17 protein-coding genes are annotated in these 21,618 nt (G+C 54.1%); 7 read left to right on the top strand and 10 right to left on the bottom strand.

Annotation, left to right across the window (positions count from 1 at the left end):
- Nucleotides 1–37 precede the first annotated feature (37 nt).
- Nucleotides 38–1,312: a DUF4010 domain-containing protein gene (locus WKJ03_RS06080; RefSeq protein ID WP_337841280.1), complete on the bottom strand. Its 1,275-nt coding sequence runs from the start codon at nt 1,310–1,312 to the stop codon at nt 38–40.
- A 270-nt stretch (nt 1,313–1,582) separates the two neighbouring features.
- Between WKJ03_RS06080 and WKJ03_RS06085 the strand changes: the two genes are divergently transcribed.
- Nucleotides 1,583–3,397, top strand: a complete 1,815-nt coding sequence (locus tag WKJ03_RS06085; RefSeq protein WP_337841281.1) for a S8 family serine peptidase — start codon at nt 1,583–1,585, stop codon at nt 3,395–3,397.
- 68 nt (nt 3,398–3,465) lie between these two features.
- On the opposite strand, the gene WKJ03_RS06090 is transcribed toward WKJ03_RS06085, so the two are convergent.
- Nucleotides 3,466–4,443 (bottom strand): DUF481 domain-containing protein, encoded by a 978-nt coding sequence (locus WKJ03_RS06090; RefSeq protein WP_337841282.1) that lies wholly within the window; start codon nt 4,441–4,443, stop codon nt 3,466–3,468.
- A gap of 197 nt (nt 4,444–4,640) precedes the next feature.
- On the opposite strand from WKJ03_RS06090, the gene WKJ03_RS06095 reads away from it, so the two are divergent.
- The gene (locus tag WKJ03_RS06095) at nt 4,641–4,946 is read left to right on the top strand and encodes a metalloregulator ArsR/SmtB family transcription factor (RefSeq protein WP_337841283.1); all 306 of its coding nucleotides are present in this window, start codon (nt 4,641–4,643) and stop codon (nt 4,944–4,946) included.
- 11 nt (nt 4,947–4,957) lie between these two features.
- Nucleotides 4,958–6,007: an alkene reductase gene (locus WKJ03_RS06100; protein WP_337841284.1), complete on the top strand. Its 1,050-nt coding sequence runs from the start codon at nt 4,958–4,960 to the stop codon at nt 6,005–6,007.
- 96 nt (nt 6,008–6,103) lie between these two features.
- Here the strand turns inward: WKJ03_RS06100 and WKJ03_RS06105 are convergent, their stop codons facing one another.
- From WKJ03_RS06105 to WKJ03_RS06135, 7 genes are all read right to left on the bottom strand, one after another.
- Entirely contained in the window at nt 6,104–6,853 is a 750-nt protein-coding gene (locus WKJ03_RS06105; RefSeq protein WP_337841285.1) for a DUF1080 domain-containing protein, read from the bottom strand.
- Between the two features lie 11 nt (nt 6,854–6,864).
- Entirely contained in the window at nt 6,865–7,467 is a 603-nt protein-coding gene (locus WKJ03_RS06110; protein ID WP_337841286.1) for a gluconate 2-dehydrogenase subunit 3 family protein, read from the bottom strand.
- A gap of 1 nt (nt 7,468) precedes the next feature.
- On the bottom strand, nt 7,469–9,160 hold the full coding sequence (locus tag WKJ03_RS06115; RefSeq protein WP_337841287.1) for a GMC family oxidoreductase: 1,692 nt from the start codon (nt 9,158–9,160) through the stop codon (nt 7,469–7,471).
- 219 nt (nt 9,161–9,379) lie between these two features.
- Entirely contained in the window at nt 9,380–10,285 is a 906-nt protein-coding gene (locus tag WKJ03_RS06120; RefSeq protein WP_337841288.1) for a TIM barrel protein, read from the bottom strand.
- A gap of 3 nt (nt 10,286–10,288) precedes the next feature.
- Nucleotides 10,289–11,506: a nucleoside permease gene (locus tag WKJ03_RS06125; protein WP_337841289.1), complete on the bottom strand. Its 1,218-nt coding sequence runs from the start codon at nt 11,504–11,506 to the stop codon at nt 10,289–10,291.
- A gap of 81 nt (nt 11,507–11,587) precedes the next feature.
- A complete protein-coding gene (locus WKJ03_RS06130) occupies nt 11,588–12,646 on the bottom strand; it encodes a sugar phosphate isomerase/epimerase family protein (RefSeq protein ID WP_337841290.1) in 1,059 nt (352 codons plus the stop codon).
- 20 nt (nt 12,647–12,666) lie between these two features.
- Nucleotides 12,667–13,842 carry a Gfo/Idh/MocA family oxidoreductase gene (locus tag WKJ03_RS06135; RefSeq protein WP_337841291.1) on the bottom strand — a complete coding sequence of 392 codons (1,176 nt, stop codon included), beginning with the start codon at nt 13,840–13,842 and terminating at the stop codon, nt 12,667–12,669.
- Between the two features lie 299 nt (nt 13,843–14,141).
- Between WKJ03_RS06135 and WKJ03_RS06140 the strand changes: the two genes are divergently transcribed.
- The 4 genes from WKJ03_RS06140 (at nt 14,142) to WKJ03_RS06155 (ending at nt 20,352) form a co-directional block, all read left to right on the top strand.
- On the top strand, nt 14,142–15,155 hold the full coding sequence (locus tag WKJ03_RS06140) for a LacI family DNA-binding transcriptional regulator (RefSeq protein WP_337841292.1): 1,014 nt from the start codon (nt 14,142–14,144) through the stop codon (nt 15,153–15,155).
- Between the two features lie 10 nt (nt 15,156–15,165).
- Nucleotides 15,166–16,041 carry a sugar phosphate isomerase/epimerase gene (locus WKJ03_RS06145; RefSeq protein WP_337841293.1) on the top strand — a complete coding sequence of 292 codons (876 nt, stop codon included), beginning with the start codon at nt 15,166–15,168 and terminating at the stop codon, nt 16,039–16,041.
- Nucleotides 16,042–16,321: 280 nt separating this feature from the next.
- The gene (locus tag WKJ03_RS06150) at nt 16,322–18,796 is read left to right on the top strand and encodes a TonB-dependent receptor (protein ID WP_337841294.1); all 2,475 of its coding nucleotides are present in this window, start codon (nt 16,322–16,324) and stop codon (nt 18,794–18,796) included.
- Between the two features lie 50 nt (nt 18,797–18,846).
- Nucleotides 18,847–20,352 (top strand): tryptophan halogenase family protein, encoded by a 1,506-nt coding sequence (locus WKJ03_RS06155; protein ID WP_337841295.1) that lies wholly within the window; start codon nt 18,847–18,849, stop codon nt 20,350–20,352.
- A 28-nt stretch (nt 20,353–20,380) separates the two neighbouring features.
- On the opposite strand, the gene WKJ03_RS06160 is transcribed toward WKJ03_RS06155, so the two are convergent.
- A complete protein-coding gene (locus WKJ03_RS06160; RefSeq protein ID WP_337841296.1) occupies nt 20,381–21,607 on the bottom strand; it encodes an MFS transporter in 1,227 nt (408 codons plus the stop codon).
- Nucleotides 21,608–21,618 lie beyond the last annotated feature (11 nt).

The raw sequence follows: 21,618 nt of genomic DNA on the forward strand, positions 1-21,618 counted from the left end.
CATTTCATCCTTTGTGTTTTTAACAGTCTAACCAGGTTCAGCTTAAGACAAACTGAAAGCTCAGCCCAGCCATCACCACCAACAGAGCAGTTAAGGCCACAATTTTAACCGCCAGCGCACGGCTGCCGGAGACCAGCACCATGGCGGTTTTAACCAGGGTATTGCTTACACAGGCCAATAAAATGGCCTGTGCCGCCAGTAGAACCTGCTGTTGCCGCAACGCAAAGTCGGCCATCGACAGGCTGATGGCGTCCACATCGGTCAGGCCAGCCAGGGCCGATACCCATAACACCCCCTGACCAGGCAGGTAATGCTCAGCCAGCTTCACCGCCAGCAAAACGCTGGCAAACAAAGCTCCAAACTGAATGGCTGACCACAAACTAAAGGGGTTTTGCAGGGGTAACCTGGCAGTTGCCACCGGGGCTACTCTGCTGTTGCCATGCCAGAACAGCAGCATGGCCGCAGTGGCACACAGCAGCGCCATAAACCCCAGTGACCAGCCCAGCAGCTGCAGCAAAGGCAAATACAAAGCGGAGCAAATCAGCAACACCCGTAAGAACATCACAGCCCAGGCCAATAAAATACCACCCGCCAGATGGTCGGCCGCCAAAGCATCGTTTTGTTGTTTACTGCTGCGGGCAAAAGATAAAGTGGCTGCAGTGGAAGACACCAAACCACCGGTCAGGCCTGTGATGGCACTGCCTTTGACCGAGCCCAGGGACCGCACCGCCAGGTAGCCGACCAAGGACAGCGCGGAAATCAGGATCACCAGCAGCCAGAGTTTATAGGGATTCAGCGCTTGCCAGGGGTCTATGGTCTGGTTGGGCAGCAGCGGCAATACAATGAAACTGGCGATCAGTAATTTGAGCATCGCAAACAGATCATCGGAATCCAGCTTGCCGACCAACCCATGCAATGGCTCGCGAAACGCCAGCACCGCCGAGGTTAAAATCGCCAGTGCCACGGCCAGTTCAGCATGCCCCAGCACCACAGCCCCCCCTAACAGACAGACCGTAATGGCAGCCAGTTCACTGGTCAGCCCCAGCCGGCGTTGTTCAGTATTGTTCTCCAGCCAATAAGAACTTAACACCAGCGCCGTCACCGCCAACAGGGCCAAGGCAAAGATCCACAGCTGGCCGGTTTGCATCCCCAGCCAGGCGCTGACCGCTCCCATTTGCGAAAACAAAATATAAGTGCGGATGCCGGCAAAACTGTGCGGATGCTCAGTATTTTTATGTTTTTCCCGTTCCAGCCCCACCAAAGCGCCCAGTAACAGGGCTATCACAAAGTGTTGTACTGACTGCAGTTCCATCGCTGTTCCATCTGACTAAAGTTGCCTCAGCATAAAACAAAACCACAAAGTCACAACAGCCCCCGAAATTGTAAAGAAAAACACACATGAAAGCAGTTACATAAAATTACAAAAATAAACATTTTTTAAAATTTTTATTGAAACCTGGCTGTACTCGTGGCATTTAAACAGCACTGCCCCAATGCATAAATCACGGCAGAAACACAAAATCCAGCGACAAACAACAATAAAAGATAGTGTCACAACACAAAAAACAACGGAAGTAAATAAATGAAAATCAATAAGTTGAACAAATTATCTCTGGCAACAATTCTCGCTTTAGGCGCTTGCGGTGCAGCAACAGCGTCAGACCGGGTAATCATTCAGGTTGACAATGTTAACAAAGGTTTAATCACTGCTCTGGCCAAACAGTCTGGTGGTGAAATCAAAGTGGATGCAGACGGCTTTATTGCAGCGCAATTTCCAGGCAAATCGCTGGACGAAATTAAAGGCGTACTGAAAAACCCACACATCCAGTTGGTGGAAGAAGACTTAGTCCGTAAGCCAATGGCCTTATTTAATGATGACGCTGGCAACCCGATGCAGCAGCAAATCACCCCTTATGCGGTCTACCAGTCTCAGGCCAATCAGCTGCAATTTCAGTCAGGTGCAGGCATTAAGGTCTGTGTGATCGACTCGGGCCTGGACCAGTCCAACAGCGACTTTGAATGGGGCAGCATCACAGGTGACAACGATGCTGGCACAGGTAACTGGTATCAGGCGGGTGGCCCCCACGGGACCCACGTCGCTGGTACTATAGGGGCAGCTGACAACGGCTACGGTGTGGTCGGTATGGCACCAGGTGTGCCCATGCATATCATCAAAGTATTCAACGCTGAAGGTTGGGGTTACTCGTCCGATCTGGCCTATGCCGCTCAAAAATGCCGCACAGCAGGTGCCAATATCATCAGCATGAGTCTGGGTGGTGGCGGTGCCAACACCACAGAATCCAACGCATTTAAGAGCTTTACTGATGCCGGTGGTTTGGTGCTGGCGGCAGCGGGTAACGACGGTAACAACGTGCGCTCGTACCCTGCCGGTTACCCTTCTGTGATGATGATTGGCGCCAATGACGCCAATAACAATATTGCCGATTTCTCTCAGTACCCAAGCTGTACCTTGCAAGGCAAAACCGACGAAACCATCTGTGTGGAAGCCACAGCTGGTGGTGTTGATACCTTATCAACCTACCCAGCCGGTGAAGCCACCAATGCCAGCCTGACCGCCAATGGCGCCGCTTTTGCGTCCTCTTCAATGGAAAACACTGGCTCCGCCAGTGCAGCGACCTTCTTTATGGGCACAGCGGAGAGCACCAACAGCGGTGCAGCAGGTAAAATCTGTATGATTGACCGTGGCGTGATTTCCTTCCACGACAAAGTGAAAAACTGTCAGAACTCAGGCGGCGTCGGTGCAGTGATCATCAACAACACCGCAGGCATGCTGTACGGTACTTTAGGTGACGCCAGCACCAACACCACCTCAATCCCGGCGGTAGGTGCAGCTTATGAAGACCGCAGCGCCTTATTGGCCGCCACCACAGCCACTGTGCATATTGGTGCCAGTGATTACGGCCTGATGAGCGGTACCTCAATGGCGACTCCGGCTGTGGCTGGTGTGGCTGCACTGGTCTGGTCAAACAACCCAGGTTGTACCGGTAGCCAAATCCGCAGTGCGTTAAAAGCCACGGCTCAAGATGCTGGTGCCGCAGGTAAAGATGTGTACTTCGGTTACGGTATTGTCAAAGCTGCAGCCGCCCATCAGTACCTGCAGACTAACGGCTGTGCCGGTAGCGGCGGTGGTACAGGCACAGCGATCAGCCTGAGCCTGAAAGCGGTAAAGAGCAAAGGCTCCAACTATGTCGACCTGAGCTGGGGCAACGCCACCACCAGTAACGTGGATATCTACCGCAACAGCGTGAAAGTAATGACCACAGCCAACGATGGCGCCCACCGTGACGGCCCGCTGGCACGCGGCAGCTACAGCTACAAAGTGTGTGACGCCGGCAGCACCACCAAGTGCAGCAGCGCAACCAACATTTCGCTGTAAGTACCCCCCTTCCCAACCAGTAAAAAGCCCCGTGACGGGGCTTTTTTATAGCGCTGTGTCTTCGCGATTCAGAAGCGGGCGCCGAGGCTGATTTTCTGACTGAGGTCTCTGCTGTCAAGATTCAAATCCGGCACTCCAGCAAAACGAAAATCAATGCGGCTCCAGTCCAGTACCCAGCTGTAACTCAGTCTGACACTGTCAGTCAGATGATAACGAACCCCAGTGCTGGCATTGATTTCACCACCAAAATACAAAAAGCGGACTGGTTGATTCAGATGTTTCAGCAAATAGCCTTCGCTGTACCACTCCAGCGCAGTATCAGCCCAGCGATAACGCAGGTCCCACTCCAATTGACTGAATTTCATCTCCACCGAATGGTCGCCGTCCAGCAATAACTCCAGCAGTGCCTGATCGCGAAAGCTGCTGCGTTTAAAGCCCAGCAGCAGAATAAGTTCGGCCCTGGCATCGTCTGTATCGACAAAGCTGTAGCCCAGACCTGAACTCAAATCGAGGTTTTTATAGTCAGTGGCAAGGTAGTTGTAACCATAATCAGCTTTAGTACGCCAAAACAAAGCCTCTGCAAAAAAGTAATCAAGACCAGGGGTCAGGCTGTACTTATGAACTTTTTCAGCATCATTGCTGGTTTCGTAATCGTACTTGCTGTCCAGATTGGCACGCAGCTGCTGCCAGCGAAGTTCTGAAGAAGAAGCAAAACCTAACGCATCCAGGCTATTTTCATTGCGGCGGCTGGATGCAGACAAATCCACCCGGTGTTGATGTTCAATATCGCCAGGCTGGCTAAGTTCCGATCCCACGGTGGCAGCCGGTGCGCTGGTGTCAGTGAAGTCAGGCTGCACAGTCGTCAGCTCAGGGTGACTGCTTTTGATATGCTGCCGCAGGATCATCAGCTCACCTGCGTAGCTGGTCGCTAGCACCAATTCGCTGTCACTGTAGCGGACCAGTCTGCCGCTTAGCCTGTCGCCATTGTCTAATTCCAGATGCACCTCTGTTGCCTGCACAGTCAGACAACTTAGCGCCAGACACAAACATAGTCCTTGTTTCCACATAACTCAGGCTGTTGATTGTTCAGAACTTCAGCTTAACCAAGACCTGAACAAATAGAAATGGCTGCGGCTGTAACCAAATTTATACCTGTCAGTAAAAAATATCAGTCCGGACCTTGAATATCGGATCTGAGCGATGCATATATCGTTATATCGCGATATAAACAAATGGACAACTCATGAGCACTGTCACTCTGGATGAGATGTTAAAAGCCTTATCCCATCCGGTGCGGCGGGACATTCTGCATTGGTTAAAGCAGCCAGAGCTGTATTTTGCCGATCAGGAACCCCCGCTGTCGCTGGGGGTTTGTGCCGGGAAAATTGAACGCAAGACCGGCTTGTCGCAGTCCACAGTGTCGGCCCATCTGGCCACGCTGCAACGGGCGGGCCTGGTTCACAGTAAAAAAGTCGGCCAATGGCATTTTTTCTGCCGTAACGACGCACAAATTCAGCAATTGCTTGCGCACCTGTCGCAGGATTTATAACGGAGTTTTGTATGACCACTTTATTTGACCCTCTCCAGTTAGGCGATTTAACCCTGAAAAACCGTATTGTGATGGCGCCTTTAACCCGCTGCCGGGCGAGCGCAGGCCGGGTGCCCAATGCACTGATGGCTGAGTATTATGCGCAGCGTTCCTCCGCAGGTCTGATCCTGACCGAAGCGACCTCGGTCACCCCAATGGGTGTGGGTTACCCGGACACGCCGGGCATCTGGTCCGCTGAACAAACCCAGGGCTGGAAGCAGGTGACTGATGCCGTGCATGCCAATCACAGCCTGATCTTTTTACAGCTGTGGCATGTGGGCCGCATTTCAGACCCGCTGTATTTAAATGGTGAACTGCCGGTGGCGCCCAGTGCCATTCAACCGGCAGGCCATGTCAGCCTGGTGCGGCCCATCAAAGACTTTGTCACCCCACGCGCTTTAACGCTGGACGAAATTCAGCAGGTGGTTGCAGACTTTAAACAGGGGGCGGTAAATGCCAAAGCTGCAGGTTTTGATGGTGTGCATGTGCATGCTGCCAATGGCTACCTGCTTGACCAGTTCCTGCAGGATTCCACCAATAAGCGAGACGATCAGTACGGTGGTTCAATTGAAAACCGTGCCCGCTTATTGCTGGAAGTGGTGGATGCCTGCATAGACGTCTGGGGCAAAGACCGGGTGGCCGTGCATCTGGCGCCCCGGATGGATGCGCACGATATGGCTGACTCGACACCAGCGGATACCTTTGGTTATGTGGCTCAGCAGTTGGGTAAGCGGGGTATAGCCTTTCTCTCGACCCGTGAGCATGCGGCCGGTGACAGCCTGACTCCGGCCTTGAAGCAGGCTTTTGGCGGTGCTGTGATTGCCAATGAAGGCTTCAGTAAAGAAACGGCGAATCAATGGATTGCCGCAGGAAAAGCCGATGCCATTGCCTTTGGCGTGCCTTTTATTGCGAACCCGGATCTGCCAAAGCGTCTGGAACTGGATGCCCCACTGAACCCGCCGCGTAAAGAACTGTTTTACGCTAAGGGCGCAGAAGGTTATACCGATTATCCGACACTGTAATGAACACTCAGAGAAGCAGTTTTTATACAAAAACTGCTTCTCTGTTTATGAGTTGGCAAGGCCAGCTGGGTTAACTGACGGGCATTCTGCGCCACTTTAATCCAGCTTACGCAGCCAGATATTGCGAAAGCTGACCGCATCGCCGTGGTCCTGCAGCTTCAGCGGCAGACAACCATGGGCTTTCACTTGTGGCGGACCAATCCATTCGGTGGTGCCGGTAATTTCCGTGTGGTTTTGCACCAGCACACCATTGTGCAGCACTGTTACATAGCCAGGACTCAGCCGTTTCTCTCCATCAAAACGGGGCGCTTTGTAGATAATATCGTACTGCTGCCACTGGCCTGTAGGTCGGGTGGCATTGACCAGCGGAATGCTCTGCTTGTAGACAGAACCTGCCTGACCATTGGGGTAAGTCGGGTTGTTGTACGAATCCAGCACCTGAATTTCATACATACTTTGCAGGAAAATACCGCTGTTATTACGCAGCTGCCCTTCTTTATCCATGCGGTCGCTGTCAGCTTTCCACTCCAGATGCAGCTGAATATCACAGAAGCTCTGTTTGGTTTGGATATCACCTGTGCCGGGTTTGACCTGCAATACACCGTCTTTCAACGACCAGTCAGCCCTCCCCCCTTTAACCGACTGCCACTGACTTAAATCGGCACCCAAGAGCGCAATGGCGTCGGATGGCACAGCACCTTGCGGGGCACTGACCAGAGCCGGTACTGGTTGCCAGACTTCTGTCTTAGCCGCCAGTTGATGCATTTCCTGTTCGGTCAGTTGCTTATCAGCCGCCAGAGCCACCCCAGCTGGCAGTGCAGCCAACAGCCACATTAACTTTTTCATGGTCATAGTCCTCAGGTCGCCCAGGCCTTATCGCCTTTTTTATAGGGAAGATCACCGTCGTATTTTCCAGGCACGGCCACATAACGCAGAGCTTCGGTGCCGCCCAGCTGAGAGGTGAAGAAGGTAAATAAACTCAGCTGTTTGAGTAAGGTGAAATAATGCAGCTCGCCTTTGCGCTCAGCGGATTTGGAGCTGGCCAGCGAACTGCTGCCTTCCAGCCCACTGGTGCCACCTTGTTTGGCGTCTGCATCCAGCTTGCTGAGCAGTTGTAGCTTTTGCTCAGCTTTGAGCGCCATAAAGTCCTGCTTAAACTGCTGTTTGCTCAGGCTTTTGATTTGCTTTAAACCGGCAAAAAATAAGGTCTGATGCTCCAGGCTATAGCAGTCATTCACCAGCACCGCCATCATGGCTCCACAGGCGGCGGCTTTACCACCTGGGCTGCTGGTCTGCGGCAAAATAGTTTCAGCAATTTCATCCAGTATGGCGACATCGTCGGCGGTATACAGGGTTTTGCCCGCATCCGGTGATTTCTGGCCTGCCGCCCATAAATCGCCACCCACCATGGCCATACCTGTAGCCGCCGCGATCATCTTTAATAAGTCACGTCTGTCCATATCACAGCTCCCCTTTTTTCAGCTGTTCAACCGCGTAATTGGCGGCCCGGGCCGTCAGCGCCATGTAGGTCAGCGACGGGTTGACGCAGGAGGCTGAGGTCATACAGGCGCCGTCTGTAACAAAGACATTGGGCGCATCCCAGACCTGGTTGTAGCCATTCAGCACCGAGGTTTTCGGGTCACGGCCCATCCGGGCTGTGCCCATCTCGTGAATGCCCATACCCGGGCCATAGTCGCCGGCATAGCCCTGCACATTTTTCACGCCTGCCGCTTCCAGAATGTCGATGGCATCCTGTTTCATGTCTTCACGCATTTTCAGCTCATTGGCTTTGAGTTCAACGTCCATCGCCAGCACAGGTAATCCCCATTTATCCTTGCGGTTTTTGTCGAGGAAAATACGGTTGCTGTGATCCGGCAGAATTTCACCAAAGCCGCCCATACCTATACCCCATGGACCAGGCTGAGTTAAGGCGTCTTTCAAGTCCGCCCCTATGCTGAGCTCCGCCACATTGCGGCTCCAGCCCTGACGACTGGCCGCGCCCTGGTAACCAAAACCACGCAGGTAATCGCGCTTATCGCCACCCCAGTTACGGAAACGCGGAATATAGAAGCCTGACGGACGACGGCCAAAATAGTATTTGTCGTCAAAGCCTTCCACTTCACCAAAAGCGCCCACCCCTAAATGATGGTCCATCACGTTATGGCCTAACTCGCCGCTGCTGCTGCCCAGGCCGCCTTGCCAGATGTCGGTAGCGGAGTTCATCAGGATCCAGGTGGAGTTAAAGGACGACGCATTGAGGAACACAATTTTGCTGGTGAACTCGTAGGTCTGATTGGTTTCGCTGTCCAGCACCTCAACGCCACGGGCCTTTTTCGTGTTTTTGTCGTACAGCACCTGAGTGACAATAGAAAATGGCCGCACTGTTAAATTGCCGGTTTTCATCGCCACCGGCAAAGTCGCCGACTGGGTACTGAAGTAACCACCAAAAGGGCAGCCTAACCAACACTTGTTGCGGTACTGACAGCCGACCCGGTTTTGTTCCGGCTTCGGCTGCGTAATGTTGGCGCAGCGGCCATGGATCATATGGCGGCTGCCGCCAAATTGCTTTTTCAGCCGTTCGGCTACCGTTTTTTCCACAATATTCAGCGGCACAGGCGGTAAATACTGGCCATCTGGTAATACATCCAGGCCGTCCCGCACGCCAGCAATACCGGCAAAACGCTCAGCATAATCGTACCAGGGCGCTAAATCCTGATAACGGATTGGCCAGTCGACCGCAATGCCGTCTTTGAGGTTGGCTTCAAAATCCAACTCGTTAAAACGGTAGCTCTGACGGCCCCATAACAAAGAACGCCCGCCCAAATGGTAACCGCGGAACCAGTCGTAGCGCTTCACTTCGGTGTAAGGCGATTCCTGCTCATTGGCCCACATGCCAAAGGTACTTTCGTTTAATGGGTAGTCCCGCGACAGCACCGGGTAATCTTTTTTCATCTGATTGGTCGGTCTGTCACGGTGCGGATAGTCCCAGGCTTCTTTAAAAGCGTTTGGGTAGTCCTTGATATGCTCGATAGGCCGGCCGCGTTCAAGCAGCAGTACTTTCAGGCCTTTTTCGGTCAGCTCTTTGGCTGCCCAGCCGCCACTGATGCCTGAGCCTACTACTATGGCATCGTAATGGTTGGTTGCTGTGGTCATCTGTTGTCCCCTGTGATGGGCGGGCTTATACCCCTCGTCCTTGAAGCTGCGACTTTGTTGACTGCGCCATTTCGCCCCAGTCACATCCATTGACTATGCTCCTGGGGTCTCACTGGCTTGCCGCCTTCCCGCATCTTCAAGTGACTTGGGTATAATGCCCTGTTCTCGTTATAAGTTAGTTAGGGCAGCCTTACTGCCCTGCGCTTATCTGTTCAGTGTTCAGACGTCACAAATCTGAATCGCCTGCGCCAGCGCGGCCGCCCGTCCGGCTTTGCTGTCGGCTGTTGGAATAAATTCCTGCGCCAGATAGCCGTCAAACGGCAAATCCCGGATGGCTCTGGCAATGGCGGCGTAATTCAGCTCCTGACTGCCATCAATTTCATGGCGCCCCGGTACACCGGCCGTATGGTAATGACCAAAGTACTGATGGTGCTGTTTGATGGTGCTGATGATGTCGCCTTCCATAATCTGCATATGGTAGATGTCATACAGCAGCTTAAAGTTCGGTGAGCCCAGACGTTTGCACAGCTCAATGCCCCAGGCTGAGCTGTCTGCCAGGTAATCGGGGTGATCGACTTTGCTGTTAAACAGCTCCATCTGCAGCACCACACCTCGCTGCTCTGCTTTGGGTAATATCTGTTTTAAGCCCTTTACCGCATTGCTCAGTGCCGTTTCATCATCCATGCCACGGCGATTGCCACTAAAGCAAATCAGGTTGGTGTAACCGGCGTCGGCCACTAAATCGATATGCTTGAGGTAACGTGGGATCAGCGCCTGGTGAAACTCAGCGCCCCCAAAGCCGTCGGTCAGGTTCAGCTCAGCGCCATTGCACATGGAGCTGTCGATACCGTGCTTTTTCAGCACAGGCCAGTCGTCCGGCCCCACCAGATCAATGGCGTTAAAGCCCAAGGACTTCACCAACAGACACAATTCGTCGATGGATAAATCGCCATAGGTCCAGCGGCTGACTGAGTGCCGGATCTGGCCTTTCAAAGGGGCCGGTTTCGGGCTTGCAGAAGCCGAACTTAAAAAGCCGGTCGCGCCCAATACTGAGACGCCGACAGCGCCAGCGGCCAGTTGTTTTAACAGCTCCCGCCGCGGCAAGGTGCTCTGTTGCTGACTCATGCCTTACTCCTGACGCAGCGGTTCGTTTTTAAACACCAGCGCGAATACCAGCAGTACCAGCGCAGCAAAACCTGCAGGGAATAACCAGATACTGGCCCAGTCCGTCGCTTCAGCAGTGCTGTACGCATCGGTGATTTGACCCGCCACGCTGAAGCCAATCAACATACCTACACCGTAAGTAGCCAAGGTGATCAGGCCCTGAGCTGAGCTGCGAATGGCGGCTCCCGCTTTGCTGTTGGTGTAAATCTGGCCAGAGACAAAGAAGAAGTCGTAACAAATGCCGTGCAACGCTATGCCCAGTAACAGCATCCAGACACTGGTGCCTGCATCGCCATAGGCAAACAGCACATAACGCAGCACCCAGGCCGCCATGCCGAGCAATAAGGTCCAGCGAATGCCAAAGCGATTTAAGAACAGTGGCAACGCCAGCATAAACAGTACTTCAGAGGCCTGACCCAGGGTCATTTTACCAGTGGCATTTTCCACCCCAATGCCGGTCAGGAAGGGGTTGGCATTCTGGTAATAAAAGGCCAGCGGAATACAAATCAGCACTGAGGCGATAAAGAACAAAAAGAAGTTTTTGTTTTTGAGCAGTGCCAGCGCATCCAGTCCCAGCAACTCACCCAATTTCATTTGCTGACCCCGACCAGCCGGTGGTGTGGCAGGTAAGGTAAAGCTGTACAGGCCCAACACCGCCGAGGCAATGGCGCACATTAAGAAGGTGTTTTTCAGCAGGCCATCCGCAATGCCCTGCTGCGAATCCCAGCCAAACAGGTAGCTGATCACCAGACCGGCCGCAATCCAGCCCACTGTGCCCCAGACGCGGATTTTGCCAAATTCCAGGTCCGGTTGTTTCAGCTGGCCGAAGGACACCGAGTTCACCAACGCCAGTGTTGGCATGTACACCAGCATATAAGCCAGTACCAGCGGATAAAAACTGCCGAAGTCGCCGGACTGATACATCAGGAACATCAGCACGGCACCCGCTAAGTGCAGCAGGCCAAGCAGACGTTCGGCATTAAAAAAACGGTCAGCAATCAGGCCGACAAAAAACGGCGCAATAATGGCGCCCCAGGATTGGGTCGAAAAGGCCGCGCCCATTTGGGCGCCTGTGGCCGACAGGTTCTGACTTAAAAACGTGCCCAAGGTGACAAACCAGCCCCCCCAGATAAAAAACTGCAAAAACATCATGCTGCTTAAGCGTAGTTTGATGCTGTCCATAGGTTCCCCGCTGCTGTTGGACTTTCGTTATTGTGGTTTTATGTTGTTATGTTTTTATCGCGTCAGCCGGTGCCGGACCACTCAGTCGTCCAGCCCCAGAATACGGCGGTTGCGTTTTGCATCCGTCGCAGCGCCGGCAAAGTCGTCAAAGGCTTTTTTGGCGCGGTCAATTAAATGCCGGGCAATAAAAGGCGCCCCTTCAGCCGCGCCCTGGGCTGAGTCTTTCAGGCAACATTCCCATTCCAGCACCGCCCAGCCGTCAAAGCCGTATTGGGTCAGCTTGCTGAAAATGCTGGCAAAATCCACCTGACCATCGCCCAAAGAGCGGAAGCGGCCGGGCCGGTTCACCCAGTCCTGATAACCGCCATAGACACCGCTGCGGCCGTTGGGTCTGAACTCGGCATCTTTGACATGGAACATTTTGATCCGGCTGTGGTAGCGGTCGATAAAATCCAGGTAATCCAGTTGCTGCAGCACAAAATGGCTGGGGTCAAACAGAATGTTGGCGCGTGGGTGGTTGTTCACCGCCGCCAGGAACTGCTCAAAACTGGCGCCGTCATGCAAATCTTCACCCGGGTGAATTTCATAGCAAACATCCACCCCCGCAGCCTCAAAGGCATCCAGAATAGGCAACCAGCGTTTGGCCAGCTCCGCAAAGCCCTGCTCCACCAGACCGGCAGGCCGCTGTGGCCAGGGGTACACCAGGTGCCACAACAAGGCACCTGAGAAGGTGGCATGAGCTTTTAAACCCAGACGCTGACTGGCTTTGGCGGCGTATTTCAGCTGCTGAATGGCCCATTCGGTACGCTCAGCCGGCTTGCCGCGTAAGGCTTCGGGTGCGAAATTATCAAAGAGTTCGTTATAGGCCGGATGCACTGCCACCAGTTGGCCCTGTAAGTGGGTCGACAGCTCGGTAATGGCGATGCCATGTTCGGCACAAGCGGCTTTCATTTCGTCACAATAGGCCTGGCTGTTGGCCGCCTGTTCCAGATCGAAAAAGGCCGGGTCATTGGTCGGCACCTGCACCCCTTTGTAACCCAGATCCGCCGCCCATTTCGCCATGCTTTTTAAACTGTGAAAAGGCGCTTCACTGCCCATAAACTGCGCCAGGAAAATAGCCGGGCCCTGAATTTGACTCATAGTATGCTCCTACGCGTTACTTACAGGCTGTCGCGGATATCCGGCACTGCCAGCCATTTTTCATTGCTGTGGCTACTGGCGGCGACGGTTTCAATAAAAGCCATGCCACGCAGACCGGCGGCTATACCAGGCACCCCCGTCGGCTGACCTGATTCACCGGCGCGGATAGCGGCCGCAAAATCACGGTATAAATTGGCCATCGCTTCCAGATAGCCCTCAGGGTGACCGGACGGCAGACGGCAGCGGCGGTTGGCTTCCAGGCCCAACCCCGGCATACCACGACCAGCACGCAGTAACTGCACAGGCGCACCATGAGGTTTCAGGATCACCGTATTGGGCTCCATCTGATGCCACTCCAGCGCCCCTTTTTCGCCGTATAAACGGATTTTCAGCGCGTTTTCTTCACCGGCGCAGATTTGGCTGGCCATCAGCACACCAGAGGCGCCTTCGGCCGTGCGGAACAAGGCCGCGCCATCGTCGTCCAGCCGGCGGCCAGGCACATGGCTTTTCAACTCAGCACAGAGTTCAGTCACCCTATGGCCACTGATAAATTCCGCCATGCCAAAGGCATGGGTGCCAATATCGGCCATACAGCCACTGGCACCGGCCTGCGCCGGATCGGTGCGCCAACTGGCTTGTTTGTTTTCGCTGCTTTCTAAATCTTCGGTCAGCCAGCCTTGCGGGTATTCAACATAAATTTTGCGCAAGCGGCCCAAAGCACCGGACTGCACCAGCTCACGCGCCTGCCATACCATGGGGTAGCCCAGGTAGGTATGAGCCAGCCCATACAACTGATGGCTTTGTTTCAGCACGGCGGCCAGCTCGCGGGTTTCTTTGAGCGTGACACCTGCAGGTTTTTCACAGAACACGGCAAAACCCGCCTGCAATGCCGCACTGCTAATAGGCACATGCAACTGGTTGGGAGTCACTATCACCAGCAACTGCATACGTTGTTCAGCCGGTAAAGCAGCTTCAGCGGCCAGCAATTGTTGCCAGTCAGCATAAGCGCGCTCTGGGGCAATATTCAGCTCTGCGGCCGTGACCTGATTGTTTTCCTGGTTGCGGCTAAAAGCGCCACAGACCAATTGGTAGTCGCCGTCCAGGCCTGCCGCATGACGATGCACTGCACCGATAAAAGCCCCGGCACCACCGCCGACCATGCCATAACGGATGGGGGTTTTGCGTTCTGTTGTCATTGTTCCGCTCTCTGTTGCATCGAACCCTGCCAGGTTCAGCTATCCAAGAAAAATGTAATGGATTACATTTTGCACCGTCAAGGTGATTTCTGCCCTTTGTCGCAAATTTCGTCGAAAAAAACGACGGAACCGCACCAAAATAGAGCATTAACTTTAAAATTGTGGCGTTTTTTTGCACCAGCCTGACTTTTCATTTGCAAAAAATCAGCTTATAAATGCTATCGGTTACAAATTACAAAACGGGCCAGGCCTGCGATAGACTGGCCTGCCGATAAAGCAGCATCAAAACAACAGGTTGAATGGCTACAATTCATCAAGTCGCGGCTCTGGCCGAAGTTTCGGTCGCGACAGTATCCAGAGCACTGCAACAACCGGAACGGGTGTCAGACAAAACCCGGGCCCGGGTATTGGCGGCGGTCAAACAAACCGGTTACAAACCCAATCTGATGGCGGTCAAGTTTCGCTCCGGCAAAAGCCGCAACCTGGTGGTGCTGGTGCCGACTGTCGCCAACCTGTTTTTCGCCCGGGTGATCACTGGTATGCAGCAAAGTGCGCATGACAAAGGCTATTCCCTGCTGCTGTGCAACACCATGGCGAATGAAGCCATGGAACAAAGTTACGCCCGCATGGTGCACACCTCACAAGCTGACGGCCTGATCCAGCTGCGGGCTTTTAACCCTTTTACCGGCCTGGAAATGGCGGCCGATCAGCCATTGCCTATGGTGAACGCCTGTGAAGTACTGGACCGTATCCGCTGCCCGACCGTGTTACTCGACAACAAAGCAGCCGCTTATGCGATGACTGAACATTTGCTGCAACTGGGTCATCGCCGTATTGCGATGATCAAAGGCCCGCCACGCAGTCCACTGACCCGCGACCGGGTGGCCGGTTACAAAGAAGCGTTGGCCGAAGCTGGTGTCGACTTTGATGAAAGCCTGCTCAGCCCGGGGAACTTCAGTCTGGCGTCCGGGCAAAAAGCCGCCGCCGGCCTGATGGCGCTGCCAGAGCCTCCAACCGCTATTTTTTGTGAAAACGATGAAATGGCTATTGGTGCCTTGCAGCAGCTCAAACAACTTGGCCTGCGGGTGCCGCAGGATGTGTCTGTTGCCGGTTTTGACGATATCGCCTTTGCCGCCTACAGCGACCCGCCGCTGACCACCATAGCGCAACCGGCGGAAGAATTTGGCAGTACCGCGGTCAGTTTACTGATCGATTTAATTGAAGGCAGGCTGGGCAAAGCGCCCAAAGTCATTCTGCCTTTTGATCTGATAGAGCGTGCCAGCACGGGGCCAGCCCCTGGGCACCTAACTTAAGGAAAGCAGCATGAACCCGACGACAAGCGAACTCGCACCAGCCAACCCAAGCAGACGTAAACTCCTGAAGTACAGCCTGCTCGGTTTAGGCACTGCGGCCCTGGCCTCTCCCTTCAGCCCGGCACTGGCTGGCACATCAGCCCATAAACTGCAGCCGGGTCTGCAACTGTATACAGTGCGTGATCTGATGGCACAAAGTGTGGCTGACACACTGAAACTGGTTGCAGGTATAGGCTACAAAGAAGTCGAGTTTGCCGGCTATTTCAATCTCAAAGCCAAAGCTGTACGCCAACTGCTCGACAGCGAAGGCTTAACAGCCCCTTCGGCCCATTTACCGCTGGAAGTACTGCAAAGCCAGCTCAACCAGGTGATCGACGACGCCCAGACTGTCGGCCATCATTACATTGTGCTGCCCTATTTAACAGAACCACAACGCCAGAGCATTGACCAATACAAAGCCATTGCCGAGTTGCTAAATAAAGCCGGAGAAGCCTGTAAAAAAGCCGGTCTGCAGATGGCCTACCATAACCATGATTTCGAGTTCCAGGCCATTAACGGCCAGGTGCCTTACGATATTCTGCTGAAAGAAACCGACACAGAGTTGGTAAAAATGGAGCTGGATTTATTCTGGACTGTCAAAGCCGGCTTAAGCCCGTTGCAACTGTTTGAACGCTCACCTGGCCGTTTCCCGCTCTGGCATGTCAAAGACATGAACCAAAAAGGCGAGATGGTCGATGTGGGCACCGGGGTGATTGATTTTGCCCCTATGGTCGCCAAAGCTGAGTTGTCCGGCGTCAAACACGCCTTTATCGAACACGACAACAGCGACAACAGAGTACGCACCATCAAACAAGGGTTTGACTCACTGTCCAGACTGCTGAAATAAGCCTTTCCTCACGGGCGCCGTCTCATAGGGTGGCGCCTGGTTTTCTGATTTTCCCTGTGCCGCCTCCGGCGCTTCCCTGCTCCTTTCCTGTTTATTTTACGCCCAACCTTGACGAACTGAATTTTCAGAGGTAAAACGATTAAGTGAAGATGAATTTATTTCACCTTACACCACAATAAAGCGACGCCATAGCCAGAAAACCAGTCAGGCAAAATGGAATGTTGCTTTTTTTACCCAAAAGAACTTAAACGATTAAGTCGATTCAACAGGGGGCATTCAAATGTTCAAGCAACAGAAAGTTTCAGTCGCGGTACGCCAGGTGTTACTGGCGTCCGGGTTCCTGGTCACAGTGCCTGTGATGGCACAGGACAACAGCGCCGCCGAGGCCAGCAACGGCAAAGAAGAAAAGGCGTTTGAAACCATTGTGGTCACCGGCAGTGTGCCCGGCCGCACCCAGATTGAATCGGCCATTGCGGTTACCACAGTGGACGCCGAAATGATCAAAGATTTCCAGCCAAGCTCAGAGTCTGAAGTTTTCCGTATGATCCCAGGCATTCAGGTGTCCGGCACTGCAGGCCCCGGCGGGAACTCCAATATTGCGGTGCGTGGATTGCCCGTCGCCACCGGCGGCTCGCCTTTTGTGCAAATTCAGGAAGACGGCCTGCCGACCGTGCTGTTTGGCGATATGAACTTTGGCAACAACGACTACTGGACCCGCTTCGACTCCAGTGTTGATCGGGTGGAAGGGGTGCGAGGCGGCACCGCCGGCACCTTCTCGTCGCAGTCTCCGGGCGCCATTATTAACTACATCAGCAACTATGGCGAGGTCGAAGGCGGCTTGTTGCGCCTGACCACGGGCCTGGGTTATGACGAAAAGAAACTCGATTTCCGTCAGGGCGGCGCCCTGAGCGACAACGTTAATTATCACCTGGGTGGTTATGTCAAACAGGGCAAAGGCCCGCTGGAGGCCGATTTTAATGTCAGTGAAAGTGCACAAATCAAAGCAAACCTGACCCGATACTTTGGCGACGCCAACTATGTACGTTTTTTGGTCAAAGTGGCGGACACCCAGGAACCCAACTACACAGGCGCTCCTGCGCTGGCTGACTACGATGGCCATAGCTTCAGTAACCTGCGGCCCTACCCTGGCTTTGATGGCCGCAGCCAGTCCAATTACTCCATTCACAATCAGGAATTTCTGATGGTGAACCGCAGTGGCGACTTGGAGCGGGTGGAGATGAGTGGCATCACCACCGAAGCTCTGGCGCTGGGTAACGAACTGCATTACGAGTTCAGCAACAACCTGGTGCTGGACAACAAAATGCGCTGGACCGATATGAGCGGTGGTTTTACTTCGCCTTTCCTCAATGTGGTCAGCACCAATAGCGTGATTGGCTCCAGCCTGAACGGTGCCACTGTGGGTTCGATCCGCTACGCCAATGGCCCGCAAGCCGGCGAATTGTATGAGCAGGCCTACCTGAACAACAACACCAATGTGCATACCAGCATGCGCGACGTCGGCAGTTTTGTGAACGACCTGGCCTTGTCAAAAGAATTTGAACTGGGTGAGCAGTTGGTGACAGCCCGCGCCGGTTATTTTTACATGAACCAGAACATTGCGTCGGACTGGCACACCAACCGCACCTTCTCAGAACTCAGTGGCGACAACCCGGCCATGCTGGAGCTGTTTGATACCGCAGGCAACCAGCTGACCGCCAACGGCATCGCCGGTTTTAACAACAACTGGGGCAGTTGCTGCGCCCGTGACTACGACCTGGCTTACACAGACACAGCCCCCTATCTGGCGCTGGATTTAGACAATGACCTCTTTACACTGGATGCCAGTGTGCGGCGCGATACCGTCGATGCATCCGGCTGGGCTATCTCAGGTGGTTCCGAATTCAACACCTTAGTGTCTGGTGTGGCCATTCCCACCATAGTGGCCAACGGTCCCCAGGAAAACCTGAATTATTCGGTCAGCTATACCTCCTGGACAGTCGGTGGTTTGTACAAACTGAATCAAGACACCAGTTTCTTTACCCGCGCCTCCAAAGGCGGCCGCTTTAATGCCGACCGTCAGATTGCTTCCGGCAAAATCAATGCCGACGGTTCGCTGAACCAGGCCGGACAAACCGCGGCGGTGGACTTTGTGCATCAGTATGAACTGGGGGTCAAACGCCGGGGTGATGTGCCCGATGGCTACTACAGCCTGGAACTGACCCTGCTTAAGGGCGACTTCAAACAAAGCACCTATGAGCTGTCGGCCACCTTGTGTGGCGGTGCCGGTGGTTGTGTAATAGACGCCGAATACAAATCACAGGGGGCTGAAATGTTGGGCACCTTGCGGCTGGGTGATTTTTCACTGGTCGGTAACGCCACTTACACAGACGCCGAGAAAAAATCGGCAGGCTCCAGCAGCTGGGTGCGGGCCGACGGTATTCCGGACCTGATCTACACCCTGTCGTCCAACTACCATATCAATGACCAATGGGTCACAGGCCTGAATGTGACAGGCCAGACCACGGCCATTGACAGCGCCGGCAATGAATACCCGTCCAACTACACGCTGGGGGCCAACCTGAAATACAGCCCCACCGACAACCTGCAGTTTGGCTTACAGGTCTATAACCTGACCGACGAATTTGATATTCGCGGCAGTGGCGGTGTGGCCGACGCCAGCGTCAGCCCGACTGTGATATCAGGCGGACCTGTGATTGGACGCACAGTGAATTTATCAGTTACCTTAAGTTATTAACCAAACCAAAGCCGGGGTCACCCGGCTTTTCAGTGAATCCGCAGGTCACCATGAATCCAAACGCCATAGGTTCAGTACTGATTGTCGGTGGCGGCACCGCAGGCTGGATGACGGCAGCAGCGCTGGCCAATGCCTTACCGCAGGGCTGTCGTATTCGTCTGGTGGAATCCGAAGACATTGGCACTGTGGGCGTTGGCGAAGCCACCATTCCGCCAATACGGCTGTTTAACCAAAGCCTTGGGATCAATGAACACGACTTTATCAAAGCCACCCAAGGCAGCTTTAAACTCGGCATCGAGTTTGTCAACTGGGGCTCGCTGGGCCAGCGTTATTTTCATCCTTTTGGCAGTTATGGCCGTCAGTTCGATTTAGTGAATTTTCATCACCACTGGTGGCAGGCCCGCCAGCAAGGCAAAGCCAATAACCTGGATCAGTACTCCATGGCATGGCAGGCCGCGCAGGCCGGCAAATTCGCTCCCCCTGTTGCCGACCCCAGGTCCGTGCTGTCGACCCACGATTACGCTTACCATTTTGATGCCGGCCTGTATGCCCGCTACTTACGCCGTTATGCCGAACAACGGGGGGTGGAGCGCATGGAAGGCAAAATCAGTACAGTGCAGCAGCAGCCGCACAACGGCCATATCCGCGCTGTGCAGCTGGAGTCAGGTGCGGTGCTGGAAGCTGAACTTTTTATCGACTGTTCGGGTTTTCGTGGCCTGCTGATTGAACAAAGCCTGCAAACCGGCTACGAAGACTGGTCGCACTGGCTGCCCTGCGACAGCGCCTGGGCTGTGCCTTCCGAACGGGGCGACTTTACCCCCTACACGCGCTCCACCGCCTTGTCAGCGGGTTGGTGCTGGCGTATTCCGCTGCAGCACCGCACTGGCAATGGTCAGGTGTTTTGCAGCCACTTGATTGAACCACAGCAAGCCGCCGACCAATTGCTGCAACAGCTGGATGGCAAGGCGCTGGCTGAGCCGCGCCAGCTGAAGTTTGTCACAGGACGACGCAAGCTGTTCTGGAATAAAAATGTGGTGGCCATTGGCCTGTCCAGCGGCTTTCTGGAGCCGCTGGAGTCCACCAGCATCCATTTAATCCAGGCTGGTATCGCCAAGTTGCTGGCATTGTTTCCGGACACCAGTTTCAGCCCCTTATTGCGCGATGAATACAACCGTATTGCCATTCGGGAAATGGAAAACATCCGCGACTTTGTCATTTTGCACTACAAGCTGACACAGCGCGACGACAGCGAACTATGGCGCTATTGCGCCGCGATGCCGGTGCCGGATTCACTGCAGTACCGTATTGAGCTGTTCCGCCAGTACGGCCGGCTGGTTCCGGGCGAGCTGGATTTATTCGGCAACACCAGCTGGCTGGCGGTGCATATAGGTCAGCATAATCTGCCAGCGCAAAGCGACATGCTGCTGAATTACAGGCCAGTGCAAGGCAGCGACTATCTGGCGAAAATGCAGCAGGCCATGCAGCAGGCGGCACTGCAGCTGCCTTCCCATCAGCAGTACATCAACCTGCACTGTAAAGCAGAGCCGGCGCCTTAGCGCCGGTTTTACTCATCAAGGCGAAAGATCACCTTATCTGCTGCAGCCTTGCTGCGGCAGGTTGTGCCCAGCAGTTCCACCATAAGCCGCTGCACAGCAAACCAGCAAAACCAGTGGCCAGATAAAAACCATAACGTACATCGCCCAGCGCATCCCCTACCATGCCCATCAACAAAGGCCCAACTGCCGCCGCCAGCGCGGTAAAGGCCAAGATCAGCCCGGCGGCAGCACCATGCTGGTCGCGGCTGAAACAGCTGATACCTTTGGAGTTTAATGTCGGGTACATCATCGACATAAAGAGGCCGCTCGCAGGCATCAGCCACAAAGCCCAACTGACGCCCTGCCACATGCTGAGGGCAAAGCAGAGGAAAATCGCACTGCCAAACCAGGCCAGCAGCACAGTCCAGTCGAACTTCAGCAGCAGGTATTCCGCCAGAAAACGTCCGGCGGTGCGTAGCACAAAAAACAGGGTAATGGCGTGTGTGGCTAACAAGGCTTGTTGGCCGTCATAACTTTGCAGCAAGGTGGGTAACCAGACAAAAATGGCCACTTCGGTCGCCACATAACAGGCAATAGCCAGCGAAAAACCGAGCGCATAAGGGTCTTTTGCCAGTTTCAGGCTTTGCCAGAGTGAACTTTGCGGCTGCGGCTGATAGGCCGGATACTCCAGCCGGGCTGCTATTAACAGTAATACGGCACAGATAAAACCAGCCAGCAGATACAGCTGGGTCCAGCCCAGCTGAGCAGCAATTAACATGCCTACCAAGGCAGGACCTGCTATCGCACCCAGGCCAAAAAAACCTTCCACCCTGTTCATCAGCCGGGTGTGGCTGTGGCCGTCCGCACTGACATCCCCCACCAGCGCCAACGCACCGGTTTTAAACAAGCCAATGGCCAGCCCACTGACGCCAAGCAGCAGCAGATAAAACAAAAAATCTTCACCAACAACGAAGGCAACACAGGCCAGCGCATATAGCGCCAGGCCGGAGAGGATCACCATTTTCCGGCCAAAGCGGTCCGCCAGCCGGCCAAGAAATAAACCGGACAAACCAATAAACACCATAGGCACATAATGAAAAGCGGCGGCTTCGGTCAGGCTCAGCTGAAACTGCGCCACCACCTGCGGAATAATGACGCCTACGGCATCCGTCGTCATGGCAAAGACAAAAAACATCAGACAGGTCATCCATTTCACCTGGCTGTAGGCGCTCGGTGTGACAGACACCTGCGCAGCGAGAGGCTGGCTTTGTTGCATCTTTAGTTACC

It is taken from the genome of Rheinheimera sp., assembly GCF_037442525.1.
Lineage (GTDB): Bacteria > Pseudomonadota > Gammaproteobacteria > Enterobacterales > Alteromonadaceae > Pararheinheimera.

What these genes read in the sequence shown, in the direction of transcription:
- WKJ03_RS06080 (WP_337841280.1), bottom strand. Translation starts at nt 1,312, where the DNA reads ATGGAACTGCAGTCAGTACAACACTTTGTGATAGCCCTGTTACTGGGC.
- WKJ03_RS06085 (WP_337841281.1), top strand. Translation starts at nt 1,583, where the DNA reads ATGAAAATCAATAAGTTGAACAAATTATCTCTGGCAACAATTCTCGCT.
- WKJ03_RS06095 (WP_337841283.1), top strand. Translation starts at nt 4,641, where the DNA reads ATGAGCACTGTCACTCTGGATGAGATGTTAAAAGCCTTATCCCATCCG.
- WKJ03_RS06100 (WP_337841284.1), top strand. Translation starts at nt 4,958, where the DNA reads ATGACCACTTTATTTGACCCTCTCCAGTTAGGCGATTTAACCCTGAAA.
- WKJ03_RS06105 (WP_337841285.1), bottom strand. Translation starts at nt 6,853, where the DNA reads ATGAAAAAGTTAATGTGGCTGTTGGCTGCACTGCCAGCTGGGGTGGCT.
- WKJ03_RS06110 (WP_337841286.1), bottom strand. Translation starts at nt 7,467, where the DNA reads ATGGACAGACGTGACTTATTAAAGATGATCGCGGCGGCTACAGGTATG.
- WKJ03_RS06115 (WP_337841287.1), bottom strand. Translation starts at nt 9,160, where the DNA reads ATGACCACAGCAACCAACCATTACGATGCCATAGTAGTAGGCTCAGGC.
- WKJ03_RS06120 (WP_337841288.1), bottom strand. Translation starts at nt 10,285, where the DNA reads ATGAGTCAGCAACAGAGCACCTTGCCGCGGCGGGAGCTGTTAAAACAA.
- WKJ03_RS06125 (WP_337841289.1), bottom strand. Translation starts at nt 11,506, where the DNA reads ATGGACAGCATCAAACTACGCTTAAGCAGCATGATGTTTTTGCAGTTT.
- WKJ03_RS06130 (WP_337841290.1), bottom strand. Translation starts at nt 12,646, where the DNA reads ATGAGTCAAATTCAGGGCCCGGCTATTTTCCTGGCGCAGTTTATGGGC.
- WKJ03_RS06135 (WP_337841291.1), bottom strand. Translation starts at nt 13,842, where the DNA reads ATGACAACAGAACGCAAAACCCCCATCCGTTATGGCATGGTCGGCGGT.
- WKJ03_RS06140 (WP_337841292.1), top strand. Translation starts at nt 14,142, where the DNA reads ATGGCTACAATTCATCAAGTCGCGGCTCTGGCCGAAGTTTCGGTCGCG.
- WKJ03_RS06145 (WP_337841293.1), top strand. Translation starts at nt 15,166, where the DNA reads ATGAACCCGACGACAAGCGAACTCGCACCAGCCAACCCAAGCAGACGT.
- WKJ03_RS06150 (WP_337841294.1), top strand. Translation starts at nt 16,322, where the DNA reads ATGTTCAAGCAACAGAAAGTTTCAGTCGCGGTACGCCAGGTGTTACTG.
- WKJ03_RS06155 (WP_337841295.1), top strand. Translation starts at nt 18,847, where the DNA reads ATGAATCCAAACGCCATAGGTTCAGTACTGATTGTCGGTGGCGGCACC.
- WKJ03_RS06160 (WP_337841296.1), bottom strand. Translation starts at nt 21,607, where the DNA reads ATGCAACAAAGCCAGCCTCTCGCTGCGCAGGTGTCTGTCACACCGAGC.